Here is a 24,654-nt window from a genome sequence, read left to right as displayed (position 1 = left end):
GGCTCGCCCGCCCCCGGCCACGTCGCCACCGGGCCCACCGACCTGGGGGAGCGGCCGTTCGGAACGCCGGGCGAGCCGACCGTGCCGATGTTCGGTCCGGCGGACGACCCGGGTCCGTCCCTGTTCACCCCCGCCGGCCCGGACGAGGATGCCGGCGCACCGCCGGCGGTGCCGTCGTCCGACCGGGTTCCGTCGGCAGATGAGGCGACCACGTCGCTGTTCGCGCCGACCACCCCGCCGCCCGAGCCGACCACCTCGCTGTTCGAACCGGCCGCGCCAGCCGCCACCGCCGACGAGCCGACCACGTCGGTGTTCGCGCCGGCCGCAGCGGCCGGACCCCGGTCGACGGAGCAGGCGACGGTCCCCGGAATCCCGTCCCCGGCGGGCGTCGCCGGCAGCACCGCGGAGGCCGACTTCGTGCCGGCGAACGAGGTGGAGGAGGAACTGCTGGCGGCGGCCGGCAGCGGCAGCACCGACGGTTTCCTCACGACCCTGCTGCTGGCCCGGGTGCTGCTGCCGGTCGCATCCGAATCGGCGGCGGGCAGCCGTCCGGGTGACGCCGGCTTCGTCTGGCGTACGGAGCAGATCGACGGTGGGACCTACGTGGTCGTCCACACCTCGCCGGAGCGCCTGGCGGATCGGGCCGGCAACCCGGCCGACACGGTACGCGTGAAGTTCGTCCAGCTCATCCGCCGCTGGCCGGACGTGAGCTGGTCGTTCGCCGTGAACCCGGGCACGCCGGTCGGGGCGACGTATCCGGGGGAGCAGGTTCTCGCGCTCGCCAACTGGGCCGCCGAGGTGGGGCTGGGCGACGACCCCGAGACCGAGCCGGAGCCGCCGGCCACCGCGCCGGCGCCGGCGTCCGAACCCCGGCCGGCCCCGCCGCCCGTGGACCCCACCCGGCCGGTGACCATGCAGAAGGCGATCGCCCCGAGCCAGCTGGCCTACTACCTGGAGCGGGGCTACGACCGGGTCTCCGGCTTCGTGCACCGGGCCAGCGAGCTGGCCCACCTCGGCACCCCGGCGGAGTTGTACGACGCGCTCGGCCTCGGCCACACCGGCTCGCCGTTCTCCGGGGACGCCGAGGAGATCTACGTGCTGCGCTGGCCGGCCTACCGGCCGAGCCTCTACCGCATCCCGTACGGCGGGCAGAACGAGGCCGCCATGCGGGCCATGGAGGGCTGGGTGATCGAGCGGCCCCCGTTCCGCGGCAACGGCTTCGCGCCGGGGGAGAGCAGCGACGTGGTCGCCGAGTTCAAGGTGGACAGCGCCCGGCTGCCGCACGGCGCCGAGCTGTGGCGGATCGGCGCGGACCGCAGCGAGCGGGTGGTCGCCGTGCTGGACACCGACGAGCTGGCGTGGCACCGGGCGGGTGACGTGTGACCCGCGACGGCTACGTGGCCCGCTGGCGGGGCCGGGAGTACCAGGCCAGCCCGGACGGCGGCGATGTCCGCCTGTACCAGCCGGAACCGGGCGAGGGCTTCACCGAGGTACGCCCGGGCCGGCACGTCCGGGTGGTGCCGGTGGCCGAGGTCGAGGACCTGGCGTACGTGCGGACCACCTGCACCTGGCAGGGGCAGCCGTTCATCGTGCTGGCCGAGCACGACGGCTGGCTGCGGGTGGAGTACACGGGGGGCCGCTGGCCGGTGGCGCAGAAGATGGGGCTGGAGGCGTTCGACTTCGGCGTCTACCAGGGCTGGGCGCCAGCCGACGAGGTGACGGACCTGCGCGAGCAGCGGGTCTGAGTCAGGACTTCGTCCAGCGCAGGATCTCGCCGAGCACCAGTTCCCGGGCCTCCACGTGGGGGAAGTGGCCCACGCCATCGAGCAGCCGCCACTCGTAGGGGGCGGTGACGTAACGGCCGGAGCCCTGTGCGGTGCGGGGCAGCGAGGCCCGGTCCAGCGCGCCGTGCAGTTGCAGGGTCGGGGTGACCAGCGGCTTCTGCATGAGCCGCACGAACCGGTAGCCGTGCAGTCGCAGCACCGACCGGAACGCCCAGCGGTAGCCCTCCATGGCGCAGAACGCCGCCTGCGGGATCTGCATGGCCACCCGGCAGCACCGGGCGTACGCGTCGAAGTCGGGGCCGTTCACCCAGCGCGGCCCGCCCCAGCGGCGCAGCATCGCCTCCACCTCGGCGGCGTCGTCGCGGGCCAGCACGTGCTCGTAGCGGGGAAGCTGGAACTTCAGGGTGGGGGTGGACGCGGAGAACTGGCCGCGCGGGTCGGCGAAGATGGCGGCCCGCAGCCGCAGCGGGTGCGGCGCGCCGAGCACCACGAGCCGCCGGACCAGGGTGGGGTGGAACGACGCGGCGGTCCAGGCGATGAGACCGCCGGCGCCGCTGCCGACCAGGGTGGCCGACCGCTCGCCGAGGGCCCGGATCAGTCCCGCCACGTCGGCGGCGAGGGTGTAACCGTCGTACCCCCGGGGTGGTTTGTCGCTCGCGCCGTAACCGCGGAGGTCGACCGCGACCGCGCGGAAGCCGGCGTCGGCGACGGCCGGCAGCATCTCGTGCCAGGCGTACCAGTATTCGGGGAAGCCGTGCAGGAAGAGCACCATGGGGCCGGTGCCGGCCTCGACGACGTGGAAGCGGCTGCCGTTGGCGCCGACGAACCGGTGGGTCCACGGCCCCTCGGGGAGCACGCAGGACTCGTCGACGGGTCCGCCACGCTGGTCGGTCATGGGGCACAGCCTAGGGCCGGGACCGCGCGGGCGGCCCCGCAGGTGTGGAGGATCAGGGGATTCTCCGGGACATCGCCGGACGGGTCGCGGCCGGCCCGGGCCGGAAAGGGCGATGCCCGGGCAGGTGGCCTGCCCGGGCATCGCGAGGTGTAGCGGTGTGATCAGCGGCTCAGGAGAAGCGGACCTTCAGCGAGGTGCCGTTCTGCTGCAGAACCTTGATCTTGACGCCGGTGGCCGGGAGCTTGACGCCGTGGTTCGGCAGCTCCGGGTACCAGTACTGCTTGGTGTCGTCGAACAGCGGCTGCGCCGCCTGGCCACGGACGTACTGCGGCTGGCTGTTGATGTGCAGCGTGAACGAATCCGCCTTCTTCAGGCTGAACGGCGCGTCGTAGACCTGGACGCGGGCCCGCCACGGGGCGCCGGTCAGGTTGTAGATCGGCCGCGGGTGAGCGTCGATGATCATGTTACGACCCTCGCCCGGGTGGGCGAACGTGTCGTTGTCCGCGTACCGGAGGTTCCAGTACGAGATCAGCAGACCCTCCTGGTACGCGTAGTGGTCCACCCAGTCCGGGCGGGTGTTCGCGTAGCCGAAGTAGTACGGGCCGGTCTTCAGGTACTTGTCGTACGAGACGTACGACCGGTTGCCCGCGATGTAGTAGTTGTCGAAGAGCCGGGTGTAACTCTCGCCGGTGATGCTCCAGCCAGCGAGAGCCCAGTCGCCGGCACCGGTCTCGGCGCCATCGCTGAGCAGGGTCTGGCCGTCGGCGGTCACGGTGATGGCGTCACCGAAGAAGCCGCCCGAGGAGACACCGCCGTCGGTGAGGTAGTGGAACCGGAACTGCGCCACCTTGCCGGCCGCCGCGTCCATCGGGATGTTGATGTCCACCCACGTGCCCGCGCTGCTGCCGGTCAGACCCGGCGTCGGGTCGGTGTTGGACACCGGCGGGATCGGCTTGCCGTTGACCGTGCCGTTCAGCGCGTTCCAGGTCTTGCCGCCGTCCAGCGACGCCTCGAAGAAGAGGTAGTCGTAGCCGGTCTCGATGTTGAAGCGGCCCTTCATGGACAGCGACGCCGAGGTCTTCCCGGTGAGGTCGAGCGTCCTGGTCATGGTGTTGTCCAGGTCGTCGTCGTTACCGGAGAAGTACTGCTTGGTGCCCTCGAACGGAGCGCCGTACTGGAAGGTGTACTCCCGCTGCGGCAGCACCACGACCGCGGCCTGCGCCTTCTTGGAGTTGTACTCCTGCGGGCCCAGGTCCAGGTCGCGCTTCTGCCCGGCCTTGACCACCTCGTAGTCCAGCCAGCCGAGCTGGAGCTTGTTCCAGGCGCCGAGGTCGCCAGCGCGCTCGCCGATGCCCGCGTCGTTCTTGCCGCTGAGCCGGCTCTGGGCCATCAGGGTCCAGTGCTCGTTGTTGTTGTCCCCACCACTGACGACGTTGTAGTCGTCCGGCAGGCCCAGGTCGTGGCCGTACTCGTGGTAGAAGACGCTGCGGCCACCGTTCTCCGGCTGGATCGTGTAGTCGCGGATCCAGACGCCGGTGTTGCCGATCTGGGTGCCGCCGATCGGGAAGTTCGGCGGACCCACGCGGGAGGTGTTGTACGCCGCCCAGCGGTGGCTCCAGATGGCGTCCTCACCCTGGTGCGGGTCGCCGTCGGCCTGGTCGCCGCCGGAGTGGACGATCTGGAAGTGGTCGATGTAGCCGTCCGGCTCGTTGAAGTTGCCGTCGCCGTCGTAGTCGAACCGGTCCCACTGGTCGAACGACTGCATGTCGGCCTTGATCTGGGCGTCGGTGCGGCCCTTGGCCTTCTGGTCGGCGACCCACTGGTTGGCGGCGTCGCGGATCAGGTCCCAGGTGTTCGGGCAGATGGTGTCCGCGCAGACCGCCGGGTCGCCCGTCGGGTCGTCGTCGGCCTTCGGGTCGTCCGAGCGGCCGTACCGGGCGGCGTTGTACTTGACCTTCACCCAGTCGGTGACCGTGCCCTCGACGCTGTAGCGGCCGGACGACTGGGCCTCGTAGTACTGCTTGAGCGACTCGTCGCCCGGCTTGGTGCCGAAGTACAGCTGCCGGAAGTGCTCGGCGCTGTAGTCGGCCTGCCAGATGGTGGAGTTGTCCACCGCCCGGTTGGGCTTCGGGATCTCGTTGTGCCGTGGACCGTCGTACCCGGTCGGGCCCGCGATGTCCGGGTTGATGTCCTTGTCCGGGTAGGCCGGGTCGCGGTCGTCGCCGAACTCGGCGAGGATCACGAAGATCTTGTCGGTCCGCTCCCGGGCCAGCTCGACGTACTGGTCCTTCTTGCCCGCCTTGTTGCTGGCGGTCCGGGCGCCGGCCGCCGCCGCCGCGCCGCCGGCCGCCGCCGCCGCGCCGCCGGCGGTCTCGCCGACCTTGACGACGGTGCTGCCGTTGATCTTCTGGGCCTTGGCCCGGCCGGACAGGACCTCGCTGAGGCCCTCCTGGCGGAGTGCCCGCCGCTTGTCCTCGAGCTTGTCCGGCAGATCGTGAGGGGCCTGCGGCTCGGCCGCCGCCGGAGCGGCAGCCGGCAGCTTCGGCGTCGGCGCGGCGCTGGCGGCCGTGCCAGCTACAAGTCCCGTCGCCGTCAGCGATAGCCCGAGCAGACCCACTGCGACTTTGCGCACGTGGTACCTCCGGTGTGAGGGAACCAGCCCAACGGGGGTAGGGGCCGGTGGAAGGTCCCACAAGTGGGACCACTGGTGAAGATAAACATTCCCGTGACGCGTGGGAAGACAGACGCGTCGATTTGTAGCAACTTTTTGTTGGGAACGCTCCTCAGCGTCACATCAGGATCGGTCGATCGGGGGACCTGAGCTGGGGCGAAAGCTTTCGGGGTACGCGAAAGGGGCCGCCGGCGTTGCCGCCGACGGCCCCTCCCGTGTGGTGCTACCCGATCAGTTGCTGACCTTGACGACCATGTCGCTGGTCGGGGTGGTGCCCTGCTTCAGGATCTCGATCTTGGTGCCGGTGCCGGCGACCTTCACCGAGTTCCACGGGTTGTTGCTGTTCCAGTACTTGTTGATCCCGTTGTCGGTGAACACCGGGTTCGGGTCGAGCTTCGGCACGGTGACCGCCACGTCGTTCAGGTGGAAGGTCTGCGCCGGCTTGGCGTACAGGCTGAAGGTGCCGTCGTAGCCGTTGCGCCGGTTGGTGATGGTGCCCACGCCGCCGACCTGGATCTTGCCCGGCCGAACGTCGACCGGCAGGTTCAGACCGTAGCCCGGGTGCTCCGACGTGTTGTTGTCGCCGTACGCGTAGTTCACGTACCAGACCAGCATGCCCGGCTGGACGGAGAACCGCTCCACCCAGTTCGGCCGGCTGGCGAACCCGTAGTTGTACCCACCGGTCCGCAGCGTGTCGTCGTAACCGAAGTAGGTCCGGTTCTCGGCGATGTAGAAGCGGGGGTAGGAGTCGGTCACCGAGCCACCCATCCGGGTCCAGCCCTTGGCGGTCCACTCCGCGGCCAGGGTCTCCGCGTCGTCGGTCCAGGCGACCGTGCCGTTCCTGGTCAGCGAGACGTTGTCCAGGAACGGACCGGCCAGGTGCACGCCGCCGTCGGAGGCGTAGCGGTAGCGGAACGTCACGCTCTTGCCGGCATATGCCGACAGGTCGTAGGTCAGGTCGACCCAGTTGCCGCTGGTGGAGCCGTCGACCCCGGTCTCACCGGCGTCGATCAGCGAGTTGGACAGGGCGGCCCAGGTGGCGCCGCCGTCGGTCGACACCTCGGCGTAGAGGTAGTCGTAGTCCTCCTCGATGTCCCACTGGGCCTTCGCGGTGATCGACGCGGACGTCGCGCCGGTCAGGTCCAGGGTGCGGGTCAGCGAGGAGTTCAGGTCGTCCGCGCTGCCGCCCCACCACTCGTACGACCCGCCGAACGGCGTGTTGTAGTTCGTGGTCTGGGTCTGCGCGGGCAGGTTCACCACGACCGCCTGGGCCTTCGGCCCGTCGCTGTCGCCCGCCGGGCCGAGGGTCACCTGGGTGGTGCCCGAGCCGTAGTCGACGGTCGAGTGGTTCAGCCAGCCGAGGAAGAGCTTCGACCACGGGTCCATGTAGCCCGGGGTCGAACCGATGTCGTCGGTGCCGTGGCTCAGCCACGAACCCGAGGACATCAGGCTCCAGAAGCCGACGCCGTTGTCGCCGCCCGCGGTGTCGTACAGGTCCGGCAGACCGAGGTCGTGACCGTACTCGTGGGTGAAGACGCCGAGGCCGCCGTTCTCCGGTTCCGTGGTGTAGTCACGGATCCAGAGCCCGGTGTCACCGATCTGGACGCCACCGGCCAGGTTGCCGGCGGGGCCGGCCTTGCCCTCGAGGTTGGGGAACGCCGCCCAGCAGTGCGACCAGATGGCGTCCTCGCCCTCGGCGCCGCCGCCGGCCTCCTCGCCCTCGCCGGCGTGCACCGCCTGGAAGTGGTCGATGTAGCCGTCGGGCTCGTTGAAGTTCCCGTCGCCGTCGAAGTCGTAGCGGTCCCAGACGTCGAACTGCTTCAGGTAGTCCTTGATCTCCTGCGGCGTCTTGCCGGCCTCGGCCTGGGTCTCATACCAGGATGGCGGTGTCCTTGATGAAGTTCCAGTAGCCGTCGGCCTCGGAGATCTTGTTGCTGCCGTACCGCGCCTCGTTGAACGGGACGGTGATCCAGTCGCTGACGTCGCCGCCAACGGTGTACCGGCCACCCGACTGCTTGAGGTAGAAGTCCCGGAACGACTCGCCCTCACCGTAGAACATGTCCATGTAGTGCTCGCGGTGGAAGTCCGAGCGCCACAGGGTGCTGTTGTCGTCGGTGGAGCTGCCGTCCCAGTTGCGGTCCGGCTGGGGAATCTGGTTGACCACCGGGCCGGCAGCTCCACCGGTACGGGGGTCGGTCTTGTCGCCGAAGTTGACCAGCATGGTGAAGATCGGGTCGGTCTTCGGGGCCTGCTGGTACTCGACGAACAGGTCGTCCTTGACCTGGATGACCTTCGAGCCGTTGCGCGTCTGAAGCTTGGCCTTGCCCTTGAGCAGGTCGGCAATCGCCTGCTTCTTGACTTCCCGCTGCTGATCCGACTTCGGATCCGCGAGGTTGTCCTTGCCGTGCTTCGCCTTCTCGACGCCGGGGGTGGGCTCCGCCGCCGGGGCGGCGGACGCCGGCGTCGTGACGACACCGGCTGCCAGCAGCGCGGCCGCGGCCGAGGCCAGGCCCACTGTGACTCGTCTCCTCAAAGGTCCTCCTCCTTTGTGGAACTGTTACATGACAGGGGCAGCCAAAGCCATCACTGTCATGTCATGCGTCACTCACAATGACAGGTGTTTGCATCGTTGCCACCGGTCAATCACCCGATCATTCGGCTTTTTTTCCCGGCCAAAACGGGACGAAATCGCCCAGCAATTAAGCGGCGATTCACATTACGCTTCGACCACGATCACCCGTAGTGACGGTGATTATGAGGTCCCCGAAGAGGAGCGCAGTGGCGCCGGAAAATGTCACACGGCCGCGGAGAAAAATTGTCCGCGTGTAAGAAGGGCGGGGCCCGTCCCGGAGCAGTGTGCTCCAGACAGGCCCCGCCGTGCGGCTCCGACGCGCCCTCGGCGTGTCAGGTCACGGTTTCGGTGGGGTCACCCACACCATGGCGTACGCGTTGTCCCGCGGCGCCCACTTGATGGTGATCGAGACGCCGTACGCGACGCCGGCGTCCCGCGGGTTGCCGGTGCCCAGCACGATGGCGCCGCCGCCGAGCGTCGAACCGTAGTAGTCCGTCGCCGGCGTGCCGTCCGGGTCGACCACCCGGGTCGTGTACTGCGCGTTGCCCTTCGACGGGATGACCACCGAGGCGTCGTTGTCCCGGGCGTACGCGGAGCCGTCCCGGATCTCGATGCCCGGGTACCAGCCCTTGGCGTCGGTGAACCCCTTGACCGGGGCCTGGGCGTGGAACTTCGTGCAGTACTCGCTGTACGGCTCGTCCGCCGCCTCCAGGCACTCCCGGAACGGGTACGTCGGCTTCAGGGTGAAGGCCGCGTTGGACGACTGCGGGCGGCTGGGCAGGTTGTCCAGCACCGACGGGTCCTTGACGGCCGCCTCGCCCTTGCGGCGCAGCGGGTCGTTGTGCGAGTCGACGATCAGCAGACCGCCCTTCGCCCCGTAGCTGGGCAGCGCGGTCATCTGCGCGGTGACGTGGTTGACGTCGCCCAGCTCCGTGTCCCGGTACCAGACCAGCATGCCCGGGGCGTTGTACGCGATCCGGTCGACCTTCCACGCCTCGTGCGAGTAGATCGTGTCGTACGCGTACTTCAGGCCCTTGTCGAAGCCGTCGAAGTTGCGCCACTCGGCCAGGTAGTAGTGCGCCTTGACCTGGGTGCCCGAGTCGGTGTGCCAGCCCGCGCCGCTTGTGTCGGTGAAGGTGCCACCGGTCTGGGTCCAGCCGTTGGCGCCGCCCTCGACGTCGTCGCTCCAGGTGGTGGCGCCGCCGCCGGTGACCGAGAAGTCGTCGGCGAACCAGCCGCGCTCCTCGAACGCCTCGTCCGTGGCGTACCGCAGCCGGACCTGGATGGTCTGGCCGGCGTACGACGACAGGTCGACGTAGTCGTGCCGCCAGCCGCCGGTGGTGCCGGTCAGGCCGTACTTCTTGTTGCCGAAGTCGACCATCCGCCCGTTCGGGTCGGCGTAGCCGTCGTCGGTGGTGACGAGCTTGCCGGTGTCGTCGTACACCTTCCGCTCGGTCCAGGTGGTGCCGCCGTCGGTGGACACCTCGACGAAGCCGTAGTCCCAGTCGGCCTCGATGACGTAGTTGTTCCACATCCAGAACTTCGCGTCGGCGGCGTTCGGGACGGTCACCGTCCGGCTCAGCTTGACGTCCGCCCAGCTCTGGTCGGCGCCGGAGTACCACATGTTGGCGCCGCTGTGCGGCTGGGCGAGCGTGATCACCTTGTCCGGCAGGTTGATCTTGATGCCGTCCTCGGTGCCGACCGGCGTCCGTGACGTCTGGCCGAGCTTGACCAGCCGCGAATGGTCACCCGCGTTGACCTCCAGCGGGTCGGCCCAGCCGAGCACCCACTTGTCCCAGAGGCCCATGTGGGTCGGCAGCGCCTGGAAGATCTCGCCGGTGTGCGAACCCGAGGCCATCAGGTCCCAGAAGTCGACGTCCGAGTCGGCGTTGCCGGAGGTGTCGTAGAGGTCCGGCAGGCCGAGGTCGTGGCCGAACTCGTGGGCGAACACGCCCACGCCGGCGTCCTCCGGCTGCACGATGTAGTTCGACACCTTCAGGTTGGTGCCGGGGATCGTGTAGCCGCCGGCCACGGTCGAGGAGTGCGCCCACACCGAGTAGACGCCCACGTCGCCGCCGCCGCGGGACTTGCCCTGGTTGGCGTGCACCAGCACCAGGTGGTCGATCACACCGTCCGGCTCGTGGACGTTGCCGTCGCCGTCGCGGTCGCTCTGGTCCTCGATGTCGTAGTCGGCCCACGGGAAGCTCGGGTCCGCGGCCGCCAGCGCGTCGATCGCGTCGGTGGCGAGGCGGCCGGCGCCCTGCGGGTTGTCCGGGTGACCGTTCATCGACTGCTCACGGCCGGCGACCCAGTTGCCGTTCTCGTCCTGGAAGCAGCGGGAGGCCGCGTACCAGCCCTCCGAGTGCGGCACCGTGATCCACGGGCTCGCCTGCCCGTCCACGGTGTACGCGTTCTTGGACATCTCCAGGTACATGTTGTGCATGGTCCGACCGGCGAGGCTGATGCCCGGCTTGCCGTCCGGCCCCTTGAGGTCCTTCCGGACCCGCTCGGTGATGCCCTGCTTCGTGTAGAGCATCTTGTCGTAGTGGGCCGGCGAGAAGTCCGGCACCCACATCGAGTTGTTGTCCTTGTGCGGCAGCGTGGCCGGGTTGGGGATGGTGTTGTGCCGCGGCCCGTTCTGGACGGTGCCCGGCACGCAGGTCCGGTCCTCGAAGACGGTCTTCGGGACCATCACGTTGGTGAAGTCGTCGTTCGCCTTGTCGTTGAACTCGACCAGCAGGGTCAGCAGCTTGGCCGTCTGGGTGCTCTTGGCCTTCTTGAACTTGCGCGGGCTCTGACCCGTCCGGATGGCCTTGGCCTCGGTCCTGGCCAGCTCCCGCGCGGCGACGGGGTTGCCCCCGGCGTACTTGCGGTCGTAGGCCCGGGCCTCGTCCGCCGCCGCGGTGAAGACGCCGTCTCGACCCTTGACCTCCTTGCCGCCGGTGTCCGGCTGCACCTCGGGCTCGGCGTAGTTGATGTAGTACTCGTCCGCTCCGATCGTGACCGGCGCGGGGCCGGACGTCCGGGCGGCCGCGCTGCCCGTCACGGTCAGCGACGTGGCGGCGAGGGCGATGGCGGGCAGCGCGACGAGTAGGCGTCGGCGTGACCCGGTCCGTGGAAATGTGTGCATGCCACTCCGTTCGTAGGGCATGGGGGGAGAGAGTCGGCCGACCGGCCGTCGCAGTGACGTCCGTCTAATCCAGCCGATGCGGCTGAACCTAAATGAGAAGGGTCCCCCACTGACAGGGGTGAGCTGCCCCTCTGCCCGTTCAGCCTGCCGCGGCCTCCACCGAACTTCCGACGCGCGGCGGGAAAACGACGATGGGTGACGGCCCGTCCGGACCGTCACCCACCTCGGGGTACGCCTGTCGTCAGTCCTCGTCGGACTTGCCGCCACCCATGCCGGAGGAGATCAGGTCCATCACCGAGGAGTCCTGGAGCGTCGTGACGTCGCCGAGCGACCGGTTCTCCGCGACGTCGCGCAGCAGCCGGCGCATGATCTTGCCGGAGCGGGTCTTCGGCAGCTCCGGCACGAGCATGATCTGCCGCGGCTTGGCGATCGGGCCGAGCGTCTTCGCCACGTGGTTGCGCAGGTCGGCGATGAGCCGCTCGCCGGCCTCACCGGAGATGTCGGTGCTGCCGCGCGGGATGGCGAACGCCACGATCGCCTGGCCGGTGGTCGGGTCGGTCGCGCCGACCACCGCCGCCTCGGCCACCGACGGGTGGCTGACCAGCGCCGACTCCACCTCGGTGGTGGAGATGTTGTGGCCGGACACCAGCATGACGTCGTCGACCCGGCCGAGCAGCCAGATGTGCCCGTCGTCGTCCTTCTTCGCCCCGTCACCGGCGAAGTAGACCCAGTCGTCCCCGTGGTTGGCGCCGGCGCCGAAGCGCGACCAGTAGGTCTCGATGAAGCGGTTGTCGTCGCCCCAGATGGTGCGCAGCATCGACGGCCACGGCTCCCGGAGCACCAGGTAGCCGCCACCGCCGTTGGGCACCGACTGGCCCTGGTCGTCCACCACGTCGGCCACGATGCCGGGCAGCGCGGTCATGGCCGAGCCGGGCTTGGCGTGGGTGACGCCCGGCAGCGGCGAGATCATGATCGCGCCGGTCTCGGTCTGCCACCAGGTGTCCACGATGGGCAGCTCGCCCCGGCCGACGTGCTGCCGGTACCAGATCCACGCCTCCGGGTTGATCGGCTCGCCGACGCTGCCCAGCAGGCGCAGCGAGGACAGGTCGTAACCGGCGGGGATGTCCTCGCCCCACTTCATCATGGTGCGGATCAGGGTGGGCGCGGTGTACAGGAGGGTCACCTTGTACTTGTCGACGATCTCCCAGAACCGGCCCTTGTGCGGGGTGTCCGGAGTGCCCTCGTACATGACCTGGGTCGCTCCGTTGGAGAGCGGGCCGTAGACGATGTAGGAGTGCCCGGTGACCCACCCGATGTCGGCGGTGCACCAGTAGACGTCCGTCTCCGGCTTGAGGTCGAAGACGGCGTGCGTCGTGTACGACGTCTGGGTGAGGTAGCCGCCGGTGGTGTGCAGGATGCCCTTCGGCCGGGCGGTGGTGCCGCTGGTGTAGAGGATGTAGAGCGGGTGCTCGGCGTCGAACGGCTGGGCGGTGTGCTCCGGCGAGGCCGTCTCCACCGTCTCGTGCCACCAGTGGTCCTTGCCCGACCAGGCGACCTCCTCGCCGGTGCGGCGGACCACCAGCACGTGCTCCACCGACGGGCACTTCGCCACCGCCTCGTCGACGGTCGGCTTGAGCGCGGACGGCTTGCCCCGGCGGAAGCCGCCGTCCGCGGTGATCACCACCTTGGCGCTGGCGTCCTGGATCCGGTTGGTCAGCGCGTCGGCCGAGAAGCCGCCGAAGACCACGCTGTGCGTGGCGCCGATCCGCGCGCAGGCGAGCATCGCCACCGCGGCCTCGGGAACCATCGGCAGGTAGATCGCCACCCGGTCGCCCGCCGTGACGCCCAGGTCGGTCAGCGCGTTCGCCGCCTGGCAGGTGAGCCGGTGCAGCTCCGCGTAGGTGACCGTGCGGGTGTCACCCGGCTCGCCCTCCCAGTGGATCGCCACCTTGTCGCCGCGGCCGGCCTCCACGTGCCGGTCCAGGCAGTTGTACGCCACGTTGAGCTGACCGCCCACGAACCACTTCGCGAACGGCGCGTTGGACCAGTCGAGCACCTGGTCCCACTGCCGGGCCCAGTGCAGCCGCCCGGCCTGGCGCTCCCAGAAGGCGAGCCGGTCCTCGGCCGCCTCGGCGTACGCGTCCGCGGTCACGTTGGCGTTCGCGGCGAGTTCGGCCGGCGGCGGGAACTGGCGCGTCTCGTTCAGCAAGTTGGCCAATGCCTCGCTCATGCGGTGACTCCTTCATCGCGTGACCTGCGTCTCCTACCCGGGAGAGGTTAGTCCCGGCGCGGCCCCCGCCGCGACCGCCCGCCCACCGACCACGCGCCCAGTAGCCCTCCGCGCGCGCCGAGCTGTCAGGAAGGGTCCCTTCTTAACGCCTCCGGTAGAGAGGGGTTCCCTTCTCACCGCTCCGCCGGAGGCGTGGTACGCGTCGCTTCCCGGCGGCTGGCGCTCCGGCGGAGCGTGGGGATCGCTAGCGTGGCGGAGTGACCACCGACCCGCTCGCCCCGCTGCTCGCGCTCGCCGACATCGCGCCCGCCGTCGAACGCGCCCGCGACCGGGTCGACGGGGCCCACCGGCACCGCGCGCTGCGCCGCCAGGGCGGCCAGGTCGCCGCCGAGGTCAGCCTCCGCTCGGCCGTGGCCAGCGCCGCGCTGGAGGGCCGGGTGCACGACCGCGAGGAGGTACGCGCCGGCACGGTCACCGACCCGCTGCTCCAGGGCGCGCTGCGCGTGGCCGGGGCGCTGCCCGGGCTGAGCGAACTCTGGCCGAAGGCGCCCCGCCAGGCCCTGGCCCGGCTGCACGTGCTCGCGGCCCGCGACGTCGTGACCGAGGCGGAGCTGGGCCGCCCGGTGGCCGACCCCGTGGTGGCGGCCCGCCTCGACGGGCTGGCCGGGCTGGTCGCCGGGGGTACGAAGGTGCCGCCGCTGGTGCTCGCCGCCGTGGTGCACGGCGAGCTGCTCAACCTGCGCCCGTTCGCCGGGCCGTCCGGGGTGGTGGCGCGCGCCGCCGCCCGGCTCGTGCTGATCTCCACCGGGTTCGACCCGCGCGGGCTCGTCGCCGTCGACGTCGGCCACCGCGAGCGGGAGCCCGAGTACGTCGGCGCGGCCGGCGCCTTCGCCACCGGCACCCCGGACGGGCTGCGCTCCTGGCTGCGCCACTACATGGCGGCCGTGGAGATCGGCGCGGAGCAGATCACGCTCATCGGCGACGAGATCCTCGCCGCGTCCTGATCCTTTTCGGCGGCGTCCCCGGGCTGCCGTGATCGCGCCCGGGTGGGTCGCCGAGCGGTCAGGCCGTCGGGGTGGCGGCGGCGCGGGTGCGGCGGTGGCGCCCGTACCAGGCGATGCCGATCGCCACGCCGACGCCCACGCCGAGGGCCGCCGCGGCGACCGGCACGGCCGGGCGCTCCCGCAGCCGCCGGCCCAGCGGGATCGGGTGGCGGAACTCCAGCACCGGCCAGGAGTTCTCCACGGCCAGCTTGCGCAACGCCCGGTCCGGGTTGACCACGGTCGGGTGCCCCACGCACTCCAGCAGCGGCCGGTCACTGTACGAGTCGGAGTAGGCGTACGAGTCGGCGAGGTCGTAGCCGCGTGCCAGGGCCAGTTCGCCGACGGCGTCGACCTTGCGCGGGCCGGCCGCGTAGAACTCGACCTCGCCGCTGTAGCGGCCGTCCGCCACCGCCATCCGGGTGGCGATCACGTCGGTCACCCCGAGCAGCTTGCCGATGGGGCGGACCATCTCCTCGCCGGAGGCGGAGACCAGCACCACGTCCCGCCCGGCGGCCTGGTGCTCCTCGATGAGGGCGGCGGCCTCGGCGTACACGTAGGGGTTGATGAGCTCGTGCAGCGTCTCCGCGACGATCTGGCGGACCTGTTCCACCGGCCAGCCCTTGCAGAGCGTGGCGAGGTAGTCCCGGGTGCGGGCCATGGTCTGCTCGTCGGTGCCGCCCAGCCGGAACATCAGCTGCGCGTACGCCGACTTGACCACGTCACGGCGCGTGATCAGCCCGTCCCGATAGAACGGCCGACCGAACGCCAGTGCGCTCGACTTGGCGATGACGGTCTTGTCGAGATCGAAGAAAGCGGCACTTCGGCCCACGGCGCGAAAGTCTAGCCCGACGGGGCGCCGCCGTCGGGTCCCCGGGGCCTCCGGAACGGATCGATCGGGTTGCACCACTCCTCTGAGTGACGGCTGTCACACACTCGTACCATGAATTAGCGTTGCGTGGAGTGGACACCACTCGACGTATAAGGGTCCATTGCGGCATGCTTGTGCTCGCGACGAGAGTTCACGTCCCGTCGGACAAGAAGGCTCTCGGCGGTTGCACCCCCCGTGACCGCTGAGTGGGTTCGGCTCGACCCCCCCGGAGCCGAACCTCACGACGACCCCCGTCTCCCCCCGACGGGGGTCGTCCCTTTCCTGGGTGATCCGGACCGGACACCGCCTCAGCGACCGGCCACCGCGAAGCCCACGAAGATGACGGCGGCGATCGGCAGCGCGGCGGCCAGCGCGAGCGCCCGCCGGCGGTGCGATCCGCCCACCAGCGCGACGGCCAGCATGCCGAGCGCCACGTCGATGGCGACGTTCCACTCCGCGCCCGGTGGATAGGCGGGGTCCCGGGCCCGGCCGGCGAACCGTGCCGCCTCCTCGAAGAAGACGGCGGCCGGCAGCGCGGTCCCGAGGATCCGCCGCACGCCGTCCCGGCGCGCCCAGTCGCCGCCGACGCCGAAGACCACCCCGGCGACCACGCCGAAGGCCATCCAGAGCAGCGATGTCGGCGCCCACACGACGGCCGGGTCGTCGCCTTGGAGGAGCGTCGCCGTGAGGTAGTAGCTGGGCACCGCGACGACGAGCAGGACGGCGGCGCCCAGCGCCGACCGCACCGGGCCCGACCGGACCAGGCAGCCGAAGGTGAAGGCCGCGACGGCCCAGGTGGCGGTGGAGTTGCCGAGCTCGGCAAAGGGGTACGGAACCCACTTGATCCACACGAAGTCGAGGGCGCCGAGCAGGAGGCCGCCCAGCACGGCGGTGAGCGCCACCGTCCGATGATCACAGCGCACGGCGGGAAGCATACTCAGTATGCCCGGCGGCGGTTGCGCCCAGGCGTGTCCCGACTCCCGTCGCGAACACTCCCGCGACCATCGGCGAAGTACGGATGAGCCCTCGGCCGTGCAGGAGGGATGGGGGAACAGAAGGAGAATCCATGGGTGTGGTGACACCGAACGTGTGCACCGCCGCCGACGAGACGGACGCGGCGATCATCAGCCGGATGCACGGGGATCCGGCGGTGTTCGACGCCATCTTCGACCGCTACTACCCGGCGATCCACGGCTACGCCACCCGGCGACTCGGCCGGGACCTGGCCGACGACGTGGCGGCGGAGACGTTCCTGGTCGCGTTCGACCACTGGCGGCGGTACGACACCACGCAGCACAGCGCGCGGCCCTGGCTGTTCGGCATCGCGTCCAACCTCATCGCCGGGCACCGGCGGGCCGAGGCGCGGCGGTACCGGGCACTGGCCCGCGCGGAGCACACCACCTCCGCCGAGCGCGAGAGCCACGACGGGCCGGCCGACCAGGTGGCCGTACGGCTGGATGCCCAGGCCGTGCGCGGGCGGCTCGCGGCGGCGCTGGAGGGGATCGCACCGGCCGACCGGGAGGTGGTGCTGCTGGTCGCCTGGGCGGATCTGACCTGCGAAGAGGTGGCCCGCGCGCTGGCGATCCCCGCCGGCACCGTCCGGTCCCGGCTGCACCGGGCGCGCACGAGATTACGGGCGGCGCTGGGTGGCGTCGACCCGACGGCAACCGGAGAGGAATCCGAGTGATCGACGACATCACCGCGCTGCGGGAGAGCTGGAGCGAGGTCGAGCCGCCCTCGCCGGATGCTCAGCGACGCGCCCGGGCGGCCCTGCTGGCCCGGATCACCGAACGCGAGGCCACGCCGGCGAGCCGACCGGAGCGGCACGGCCGGCGCCTGCCGGGCTGGGCCTGGCGGTCCGGACTCGCCGCGCTCGGGGCGGCCGCCCTGGTCGCCGGGGTGGTCACGGCCGGCGACCTCGGCCCGGCGACACCCCCGGCACGCCCCGCGCCCTACGTGGTGAGCGGGCCGGTCGCGCAGACCTTCGAACTGGCCGCCGTGCACGCCGAGACCGAACCGTTCACGCCACCGCGCCACGACCAGTGGACCTACGTCGAGCTGAGGATGGTCCGCGGCAAGATCGCTCGGGACAAGGGCCAGGCCACCCGCGAGACCACGCGGTCGTGGCAGCGGGCCGACGGGCGGCAGGCTGCCGAGATGATCGACGGCAAGCTCGAAGTCATGCCGGAGAGCACGGATCTGCCGCAGGTCATGCCGCCGCAGGACTACCCGACGCTGGCCGGGCTCCCCACCGATCCGCGGGCGCTGCTTGACTGGCTGCGGACCCGGAGCCAGTCCGGCAAGGACGGCGACGCCGTCTCGTTCCTGCTCGTCGAGTCGATGCTCCGGGACAACGTGCTGCCGCCCGGCGTGAAGGCGACCCTGCTGCGGGCCCTGGCCCTCATCCCGGGTGTCACCCGGTCCGACGAGCCGGTCGACTTCGACGGGCGCCCGGCGATCGCGCTGGGAATGGTGCAGGACGGCTGGCGGCAGGAGGACATCCTGCTCGACCCGACCACCCACGAGTTCCTCGGCAGCCGGACCGTCGTGGTCGAGGACCACACGACCCCCGAGGGGGTCAGCCTGAAGAAGGGCGACGTCGAGGTCGAACTGGTCCGGGTCGCCGGGAAGATCGTGGACGCGCCGGGCCGGACCGGCTGACCATCGGGTACGCCGACAGTCGCGTGGGCGGGCGGCCGGACCCCGCTGGTCCGGCCGCCCGCGCCACCGTGGATCAGGACTTGACCAGGTCCACGATCGACGTGTCGTAGACCACGTACCGCTGGTACTCGGCATCGTAGGCGGACGCCTCGGTGCTCACCTCGGCAGCGCCCCTGGCGAACGGCGTGGTGTCGATGGGGGTGGCCGCGGCCGTCCAGGCCACGGGTGCGCCCGGGGTGCAGGCGACCAGCGCGTCGAAGCGGCCGCGGACCAGCACCTTCTTGACCACCTGGTCGACCGTGCCGCTCACCGTGACCGAGGTCGGCTGGCTGCAGGTCACCGTGCCGTGCACGATCGCCTTGCCGCTGATCGTGCTGGCCGTGCCGTCGGTGGCGACGGCCAGCCCCAGCTCGAGTGGCACCGTCTCCGCCTGTGCCGGCGTGGCGGCGACGAGCCCGCCCAGCGCCCCCGTGATCGACAGGCTGGCCGCGAGGGCCGCCCTCCGCCAGGTTCTCTGCATCCCCGTTCCTCTCTCTGTGGTCGGACAGCCGGGCATCTCGTTGCCGAACACCGCTGTCAGTGAATTACCGCGGGGACGGCCGCCGCCGTTACATCGCGCCGACAGATCCATGCATAAAGGACGGTCGGCGGCGACGGGCGGCCCATAGCAGATCGATCGGGCGATCGGCGGCTGTCCACAGGCGTCCCCGTCGTCCACAGCCGCACCCGGTCGGGCACCAGTGCGCCGGATCCGTCGGCAGGCTGCTCCGCGGCACGTCCGAGTCCGACCGCTGGAGGCCGCCATGCCACCCCGCACCCCGCTGCCGCCGTACCGCCGGCTGCCCCTGCTCGTCACCGCCGACGGCGACCTCCTCGACGAGCTGCTGCGGCTCGCCGCGGCCGGCGGCACCGAGGTCGAGCTGGCCGCCGATCCCGCCGCCGCGCGGGCCCGCTGGACGCCGGCGCCACTGGTGCTGGTCGGCGCCGACCAGGCGCAGGCCTGCCTGCGGGCCCGCCTCCCACGCCGGCCCCGGACGGTGCTGGTCGGCCGCTCCGGCCAGCTCGATCCGGGTACGCAGGTCGCCGAGCTGATCGGCGCCGAGCACGTCGCCACCCTGCCCGCGGCCGAACCGTGGCTGGTCGACCGGTTCGCCGAATGCGCGGACGAGCCCCCGGGCGGTGGCCCGTCCCGGGTCGTGGCCGTGCTCGGCGGCCGGGGCGGCGCCGGAGCCAGCGTGCTGGCCGGCGGCCTCGCCGTCACCGCGGCCCGGGCCCGGCTGCGCACCCTCCTGGTGGACGCCGACCCGCTCGGCGGCGGCCTCGACCTGGTGCTCGGCTGGGAGCAGCTCGAAGGGCTGCGCTGGCCCGGGCTCGCCGGCACCGACGGCCGGGTGGACCCGCCGTCGCTGGTCCGGGCCCTGCCCAGCCGTGGCGACCTGGTCGTGCTGTCGTGGGACCGGGGCGCACTGCGGCACCTGCCGGCCGAGGCGATGGCCGCCACCGTCGACGCCGCCCGCCGGGGCCGCGACATGGTCGTCCTCGACCTGCCCCGGCACCTGGACGACGCGGCCGTGGTCGCCCTCCAGGCGGCCGACCGGGCCCTGGTCATCGTGCCGGCGGAGCTGCGGGCCACCGCCGCAGCGGCCCGGGTGGTCGCCGCGGCCGCCCCACACTGCGCCGACCTGGCGGTGGTCGTGCGAGGCCCCGCCCCCGGACGGCTGAAGGCCGGCGAGGTGGCCCGCGCGCTCGGGCTGCCGCTCGCCGGCACCCTCCGGCCCGAGCCGGGGCTCTGCCGGGGACTGGAACGGGGCGAGGCGCCGGCCGCCAGCGGGAAGGGCCCCCTCGCCGTGCTCTGCCAGCGACTCCTCGACGAGCTGACCGGCCTGCCCGCCGCAGGTGCCGCGTGAGCGGCCCGGCCGACTCCGGGGACCTGGCCGTGCGGGTCCGGCACCGGTTCGCCGCCGAGGCCACCCCGGTCACTCCCGCAGCCATCGTCTCCGCCGTACGCGCCGAGCCGGACGCCGCCGTGCTCGGCGACACCGCCCTGCTCCGGATCGCCGACCGGGTCCACGACGACCTCGTCGGCGCAGGTCCCCTCGCACCGCTGCTCGCCGACCCGCAGGTGACCGACGTGCTGGTGAACGGCACCCGGGTCTGGGTCGACCGGGGGCGGGGGCTGCACCAGGTGGCCGTGCCGCTCGGGACGGTCGACGACGTGCGCCGGCTGGCCCAGCGCCTCACCGCGGCCGCCGGACGCCGGCTCGACGACGCCTCCCCGTACGCCGACGCCCGGCTGCCCGACGGCACCCGCCTGCACGCCGTGCTGCCACCCGTGGCGACCGACGGGCCCTACCTGTCGCTGCGCACCTTCCGGCAACGGCCGTTCACCCTCGACGAGCTGGTCCGGCAGGGCACCGTGCCCCGGCCGGTCGCCCCGCTGCTCGCCGCCGTGGTGGCCGCCCGCCTCGCGTACCTGGTGACCGGCGGCACCGGCTCCGGCAAGACCACCCTGCTCAACACGCTGCTCGGGCTCGTGCCCGGGACCGAGCGCATCGTGCTGGTGGAGGACGCCGCCGAGCTGCGGCCTGTGCACCCGCACGTGATCGGCCTCCAGGCGCGGACGTCGAACGTGGAGGGAGTCGGGGCGGTCGGGCTGAGCGACCTGGTCCGGCAGGCGCTGCGGATGCGGCCGGACCGGCTGGTCGTGGGCGAGTGCCGGGGCGCCGAGGTGGTCGACCTGCTCGCCGCGTTGAACACCGGCCACGACGGCGGGGCCGGCACGCTGCACGCCAACGCCCCGACGGACGTGCCGGCCCGGCTGGAGGCGCTCGGGATGCTCGGTGGCCTGCCCCGGGCCGCCCTGCACGCCCAGGTCGCCGCCGCGCTCCAGGTGCTCCTGCAGGTCCGGCGGACCACGGAGGGTCGGGTGCTGGAGTCGATCGGCCTGCTCCTGCCCGAGGGACCCGAGCGGCTGGTCACCGTGGTTCCCGCCTGGATCCGCGGGCGCGGGCTCGGGCTGGCCGCCCGACCGCTCGGCGCCCTGCTGCGTGAGCGGGGCGTGACCGTGCCGCCGATCCTCTGCGCGGCGTGGCCCGGCTCGGCGGGTCCGTCGTGACCGGTCAGGTGTGGCTGGTGGCGGTGCTCCTGGCCGGCGCCGCGGCCACGGTCGCCTGGCCGGTACGCGCCAACCGCGTCCGCCAGCATGCCGTCCTCGACCTGGGCAAGCGCCCCGGTCCGGGCGGCACCCGACCGCTGTGCTCCGGCCCGGGGCCGTTCGGGCGGACGTCCCACGCCGGCGTCGCCCAGCGGTCCGGCGCGCTGCTCGGACATCCCCTTCCGGGCCGGCCCCCGGGGCGGCGCGACCCGACCCGCCCGACCACCAGGCCCGGTCCCACCGATCGTGCCCGCCGGCCCCGGATGGGCGCGGCTCTGGTCCCGACCGATCGTGTGCGCCGCCTCCGGCTGGCCAGCGCTGTCGTCCCTACCGATCGCCCTCCCCGGTCCCGGCTGGCCAACGCTCTGATTTCCACCGCTCGCACCCTCCGATCGCGGCCGGACGCCGCTTCCATCCCCATGGACCACGCACCCGGGCTCCGGCCGGCTGCCGCCCTCGCCCCCGCCAACCGTTCCCTCCGGTTCCGCCTGGTCGCCGGACTGCCCATCTGGGGATCGGGTGTCGCCTCGACGTCGAGCGGGCCTGCCGCTCATGCTCCGCTGTCCGGGCGGGCCGCCCTGCCGGCGGCGGCCGTGGTCGGCGCCGGGGCCGGTGCGCTGCTCGGCGGCCCGGTGGGCGCGCTGGTCCTGGCCGCCTACGGCACGCTCGCCGCCCGGGCGGTGCTGCGCCGGCGGGACCGCCGGGCGACCGACCTGGCCCACCGCCGCGACCTAGACCAGATCGGCGCGCTGGCCGCCGACCTGCGGGCCGGGCTGCCGGCCGGCGGCGCGATCGCCGACGGGCCGCAGCGCGTCGCCCGGTTGGCGCGAGCCGCCGTGCGGCTCGCCGACCGCACCGGAGCGCCCCTGGCCGAGCTGCTGGAACGGGTCGAGGCCGACGCCCGGGCGGCGGACCGGGGCCTGGCCGCGGCAGCTGCCCAGGCGGCCGGAGCCCGGGCGACCGCCTGGCTGCTCGCCGCGCTACCGCTCGGCGGGATCGGACTGGGGTACGCCATCGGCGTCGACCCGGTGGCTGTCCTCCTGCACACCCCGGTCGGCGGCGGCAGCGCCCTCGCGGCAGTGGCGCTCCAGATCAGTGGTCTGCTGTGGGCGGAGCGCCTCAGCGCGGCACCCGGGCGGGCCGCCTGATGCCGCGGCAGGTGGTGGCCGCGGCCTGCCTGGGCGCGGCGGCGTTGCTCCTGGTCGCGTCCGGACCGGCCGTCCGGCCCGCGCGGCGGCTGCGTCTCCTCGCGCCCACCCGGCGGGCGGAGCGGAGCCGCCCCGCCTGGTGGCCGGACCGGATCCGGCTCGGCGCCGGCCTGGCGGGCGTGGCGGCGCTGGTCGTGGTGGGCGGCTGGCCCGGTGCGCTCGTCGGTGCGCTGGCCGCGGTGGCCGCCGACCGCCTGCTGCGCCGCATCGAGCCACGGGCCGTCCGGGACCGCAGGCTCCGGGAGACCGCCGACCTGCCCCTCGCCGCCGACCTGCTGGCCGCCGCGCTCCGGGCCGGCGCACCGGTGGACCGCTCGGTCCTGGCCGTGGCCGAGGCGCTCGGTGGACCGCTCGCCGACCGGCTGGGCCGGGTCGGGCGGACGCTGGAACTCGGCGGCACGGCGGCGGAGGCGTGGGACCACCTGCGACCCGTGCCCGGGGCGGACCGCCTGGTGACCGGCGCGGTCCGCTCGTCGAACAGCGGCGCGGCGCTGGCCGGCGCGCTCACCCGGCTCGCCGACGACCTGCGGTCCGACCGCTCGACCGCGGCCGAGGCGGCCGCCCGGCGGGCCGGCGTGCTCATCGTGCTGCCGCTCGGGCTCTGTTTCCTGCCCGCCTTCATTCTCGCCGGCCTGGTGCCGGTGATCGTCGCCGTCCTCGGCGATGTGCTGTGAACCCAGAGAAAGGAAGTACGCCATGCGCAAACTCCTCACCCGCCTGCGCGGGGACGCCGGGATGAACACGGCCGAGTACGCCGTCGGCACCCTCGCGGCGGTCGCCTTCGCCGGGATCCTGCTGAAGGTGCTCACCTCCGGCAACGTGCAGTCCGCCCTCACCGCCGTCATCGACCGGGCCTTGAAGTGACCGGTCGCCGGTGGGCCGGCCGCCAGCCCGGACCGGACCCGGGCTCTCCGCCCGGCACGACAGGCACCGGGCGCCCGGAACGGGTCGGCGGCCGGCGGCCGTGGGGTGCGCGGGAGCGGGGCTCGTTCACGGCCGAGTTGGCGGCCGGCCTGCCGGCGCTGATGCTCCTCCTCTTCGCCGGCCTCACCGCGCTCGGCGCGGTCACCACCCGCGCGGGCTGCCTCGACGCGGCCCGCGAGGCGGCGCTCGCGGCCGCCCGGGGCGAACCGGGGTCGACGGCCGGCTCCCGGTACGCCCCGGCCGGCGCGGACATCTCGGTGACCGTGGCCGGCGACCGTGTCACCGTGACCGTCCGGGCGCCGGTCTGGAGCTTCGGCACCCGGCTGCCCCGGCTCACCGTGTCGGGCACCGCGGTCGCCGCCGTCGAACCCGGAGCCCCCGGACCGCAACCGTGACCGCGGGCGACGGAACCCGCCCGGCTGGTCTCGGGCACTCGTGGGCAAGCGGGGCCGGGCGGGTGGTCGACGGGCGGCCTCACCAGGGCGCCGACCGGGGTGGGGCGACGGTGTGCCTGCTCGCGGTGGGGATGGTGCTCGTGCTGGTCGGGCTCTTCGGCGCCGGGCTCGGCGCGGCCCGGCACGCACGTCACCAGGCCCGGAACGCCGCTGACTTCGGGGCGCTCGCCGGTGCCGGCCGGGCAGTGGAGGGCGCCGAGGTGGCGTGCGGTCGGGCCGCCGAGCTGGCCGGGGCCAACGGCGGCCGGCTGACGGCCTGCCGGCTCGACGGTCTCGACGTCGTCGTCACGACGGAGGTGCGGGTCGCCCCACTGCCCTGGCTCGCCCGCGCGGCGACCGCCACCTCCCGGGCCGGCCCGGCCCGAGGCTGACGACCGCGGCCGGTGCCGGGGCGGAAGCTCACCGCCCCGACACCGGCCGCGTCGAGTCGTCGGCGTCAGCGGGCCTGGAGGGCGTCCAGGCCGACGGCCATGGCGATCACGAGTCGCCGGTCGATCTGCGGCTGGTGGATGTCGACCACGTACCGGTCGCGCAGGCCCCACTTCTTGTCGACCGAGAACACCGGCTGGCCGCCCGCCACGAAGTCGAAGTGGTAGGGCAGCCAGGAGAGCGAGTCCACGAAGCGGCGCAGCAGGGCCACCGGCAGGCTCCGCTCCTGCCCGGTCATCTGCGGCAGGCCGGCCTGCTCGACGTGCCAGGTGGAGCGCAGCAGCGACTGGGCGAAGTCCTTGCGGAACAGCCCGATCGGGGTGCCCGCGTGGTCGGTCACGTCGTACGTGGCGCCGAGGTCGAGGCGCTGCCGGGCCTTGAAGCCGAGCAGGGGGTACTGCTTGGAGTCGTCGGTGTAGATGGTCACCTGCTCCTTGAAGGCGAGCCGCTTCTGCTGCGCGAACGCGAGCAGCCCACCCTCCGAGCCGTCCGGCGCCACCGAGTGGACCTCGTACTGGTTGACCATCATCCGGATCCGCTGCCGGACGATGAACCGCTGCTGGGCCTGCAAGCTGTCGAGCTGCATCTGGTCTCCTTGAAGAGGCGAACGCCGGAGTCTCGCACAGCTCG

Annotated in this window: 22 protein-coding genes; 12 read left to right on the top strand and 10 right to left on the bottom strand. The window is 72.5% G+C overall.

Features of this window, described 5'->3' with window-relative positions:
- On the top strand, window positions 1–1,383 hold a 1,383-nt coding region (locus tag F8274_RS10290), incomplete at its 5' end, for an SseB family protein (RefSeq protein ID WP_192579775.1).
- Complete coding sequence (locus F8274_RS10285; RefSeq protein ID WP_151462059.1) at window positions 1,380–1,745, top strand: hypothetical protein; 366 nt, start codon at window positions 1,380–1,382, stop codon at window positions 1,743–1,745. The genes F8274_RS10290 and F8274_RS10285, both read left to right, overlap by 4 nt.
- Window position 1,746: 1 nt before the next feature.
- On the opposite strand, the gene F8274_RS10280 is transcribed toward F8274_RS10285, so the two are convergent.
- The 6 genes from F8274_RS10280 to acs all read right to left on the bottom strand — a co-directional run bounded on the left by F8274_RS10280 (window position 1,747) and on the right by acs (window position 13,282).
- On the bottom strand, window positions 1,747–2,679 hold the full coding sequence (locus F8274_RS10280; RefSeq protein WP_151462058.1) for an alpha/beta fold hydrolase: 933 nt from the start codon (window positions 2,677–2,679) through the stop codon (window positions 1,747–1,749).
- A gap of 169 nt (window positions 2,680–2,848) precedes the next feature.
- Window positions 2,849–5,296, bottom strand: a complete 2,448-nt coding sequence (locus F8274_RS10275) for an immune inhibitor A domain-containing protein (RefSeq protein ID WP_151462063.1) — start codon at window positions 5,294–5,296, stop codon at window positions 2,849–2,851.
- 285 nt (window positions 5,297–5,581) lie between these two features.
- Entirely contained in the window at window positions 5,582–7,174 is a 1,593-nt protein-coding gene (locus tag F8274_RS10270; protein WP_370518216.1) for an immune inhibitor A domain-containing protein, read from the bottom strand.
- Between the two features lie 46 nt (window positions 7,175–7,220).
- Window positions 7,221–7,883, bottom strand: coding sequence for an immune inhibitor A domain-containing protein (locus F8274_RS32335; RefSeq protein WP_255474568.1), 663 nt, complete (start codon window positions 7,881–7,883; stop codon window positions 7,221–7,223).
- A 376-nt stretch (window positions 7,884–8,259) separates the two neighbouring features.
- Window positions 8,260–11,052: an immune inhibitor A domain-containing protein gene (locus F8274_RS10265; RefSeq protein ID WP_151462057.1), complete on the bottom strand. Its 2,793-nt coding sequence runs from the start codon at window positions 11,050–11,052 to the stop codon at window positions 8,260–8,262.
- Window positions 11,053–11,293: 241 nt separating this feature from the next.
- The gene (gene acs, locus F8274_RS10260; RefSeq protein WP_151462056.1) at window positions 11,294–13,282 is read right to left on the bottom strand and encodes an acetate--CoA ligase; all 1,989 of its coding nucleotides are present in this window, start codon (window positions 13,280–13,282) and stop codon (window positions 11,294–11,296) included.
- A 257-nt stretch (window positions 13,283–13,539) separates the two neighbouring features.
- On the opposite strand from acs, the gene F8274_RS10255 reads away from it, so the two are divergent.
- Window positions 13,540–14,286: an oxidoreductase gene (locus F8274_RS10255; protein WP_151462055.1), complete on the top strand. Its 747-nt coding sequence runs from the start codon at window positions 13,540–13,542 to the stop codon at window positions 14,284–14,286.
- 58 nt (window positions 14,287–14,344) lie between these two features.
- Here the strand turns inward: F8274_RS10255 and F8274_RS10250 are convergent, their stop codons facing one another.
- Both F8274_RS10250 and F8274_RS10245 read right to left on the bottom strand, forming a co-directional pair.
- Window positions 14,345–15,154 carry an HAD family phosphatase gene (locus F8274_RS10250; RefSeq protein ID WP_151462054.1) on the bottom strand — a complete coding sequence of 270 codons (810 nt, stop codon included), beginning with the start codon at window positions 15,152–15,154 and terminating at the stop codon, window positions 14,345–14,347.
- A gap of 347 nt (window positions 15,155–15,501) precedes the next feature.
- Window positions 15,502–16,116 (bottom strand): DUF6518 family protein, encoded by a 615-nt coding sequence (locus F8274_RS10245; RefSeq protein ID WP_370518214.1) that lies wholly within the window; start codon window positions 16,114–16,116, stop codon window positions 15,502–15,504.
- Between the two features lie 143 nt (window positions 16,117–16,259).
- On the opposite strand from F8274_RS10245, the gene F8274_RS10240 reads away from it, so the two are divergent.
- Complete coding sequence (locus F8274_RS10240) at window positions 16,260–16,880, top strand: RNA polymerase sigma factor (protein ID WP_151462052.1); 621 nt, start codon at window positions 16,260–16,262, stop codon at window positions 16,878–16,880.
- On the top strand, window positions 16,877–17,854 hold the full coding sequence (locus F8274_RS10235; RefSeq protein ID WP_151462051.1) for a CU044_5270 family protein: 978 nt from the start codon (window positions 16,877–16,879) through the stop codon (window positions 17,852–17,854). Before F8274_RS10240 ends, F8274_RS10235 begins: the two co-directional genes overlap by 4 nt.
- Window positions 17,855–17,927: 73 nt before the next feature.
- On the opposite strand, the gene F8274_RS10230 is transcribed toward F8274_RS10235, so the two are convergent.
- Entirely contained in the window at window positions 17,928–18,374 is a 447-nt protein-coding gene (locus F8274_RS10230) for a hypothetical protein (RefSeq protein ID WP_151462050.1), read from the bottom strand.
- 283 nt (window positions 18,375–18,657) lie between these two features.
- Here F8274_RS10230 and ssd point away from each other — a divergent pair, with 283 nt between their 5' ends.
- From ssd to F8274_RS10195, 7 genes are all read left to right on the top strand, one after another.
- The gene (ssd, locus tag F8274_RS10225) at window positions 18,658–19,761 is read left to right on the top strand and encodes a septum site-determining protein Ssd (protein ID WP_151462049.1); all 1,104 of its coding nucleotides are present in this window, start codon (window positions 18,658–18,660) and stop codon (window positions 19,759–19,761) included.
- Entirely contained in the window at window positions 19,758–20,969 is a 1,212-nt protein-coding gene (locus F8274_RS10220; RefSeq protein WP_151462048.1) for a TadA family conjugal transfer-associated ATPase, read from the top strand. The genes ssd and F8274_RS10220 overlap by 4 nt, the downstream gene beginning before the upstream one ends.
- 458 nt (window positions 20,970–21,427) lie before the next feature.
- The gene (locus F8274_RS10215) at window positions 21,428–22,156 is read left to right on the top strand and encodes a type II secretion system F family protein (RefSeq protein WP_225853709.1); all 729 of its coding nucleotides are present in this window, start codon (window positions 21,428–21,430) and stop codon (window positions 22,154–22,156) included.
- A complete protein-coding gene (locus tag F8274_RS10210; protein ID WP_151462047.1) occupies window positions 22,156–22,890 on the top strand; it encodes a type II secretion system F family protein in 735 nt (244 codons plus the stop codon). The genes F8274_RS10215 and F8274_RS10210 overlap by 1 nt, the downstream gene beginning before the upstream one ends.
- A gap of 22 nt (window positions 22,891–22,912) precedes the next feature.
- Entirely contained in the window at window positions 22,913–23,080 is a 168-nt protein-coding gene (locus F8274_RS10205) for a DUF4244 domain-containing protein (RefSeq protein WP_013283643.1), read from the top strand.
- Between the two features lie 137 nt (window positions 23,081–23,217).
- Entirely contained in the window at window positions 23,218–23,535 is a 318-nt protein-coding gene (locus F8274_RS10200) for a TadE family type IV pilus minor pilin (protein ID WP_151462061.1), read from the top strand.
- Window positions 23,536–23,666: 131 nt separating this feature from the next.
- Window positions 23,667–23,966, top strand: coding sequence for an Rv3654c family TadE-like protein (locus F8274_RS10195; RefSeq protein WP_370518215.1), 300 nt, complete (start codon window positions 23,667–23,669; stop codon window positions 23,964–23,966).
- Window positions 23,967–24,031: 65 nt separating this feature from the next.
- Here the strand turns inward: F8274_RS10195 and F8274_RS10190 are convergent, their stop codons facing one another.
- Window positions 24,032–24,610, bottom strand: a complete 579-nt coding sequence (locus F8274_RS10190; protein ID WP_151462045.1) for a hypothetical protein — start codon at window positions 24,608–24,610, stop codon at window positions 24,032–24,034.
- Window positions 24,611–24,654 lie beyond the last annotated feature (44 nt).

It is taken from the genome of Micromonospora sp. AMSO31t, assembly GCF_008868175.1.
GTDB lineage: Bacteria > Actinomycetota > Actinomycetes > Mycobacteriales > Micromonosporaceae > Micromonospora.
Note: the sequence above shows the minus strand (reverse complement) of the source record. Positions and strands in the feature narration are given on the sequence as shown.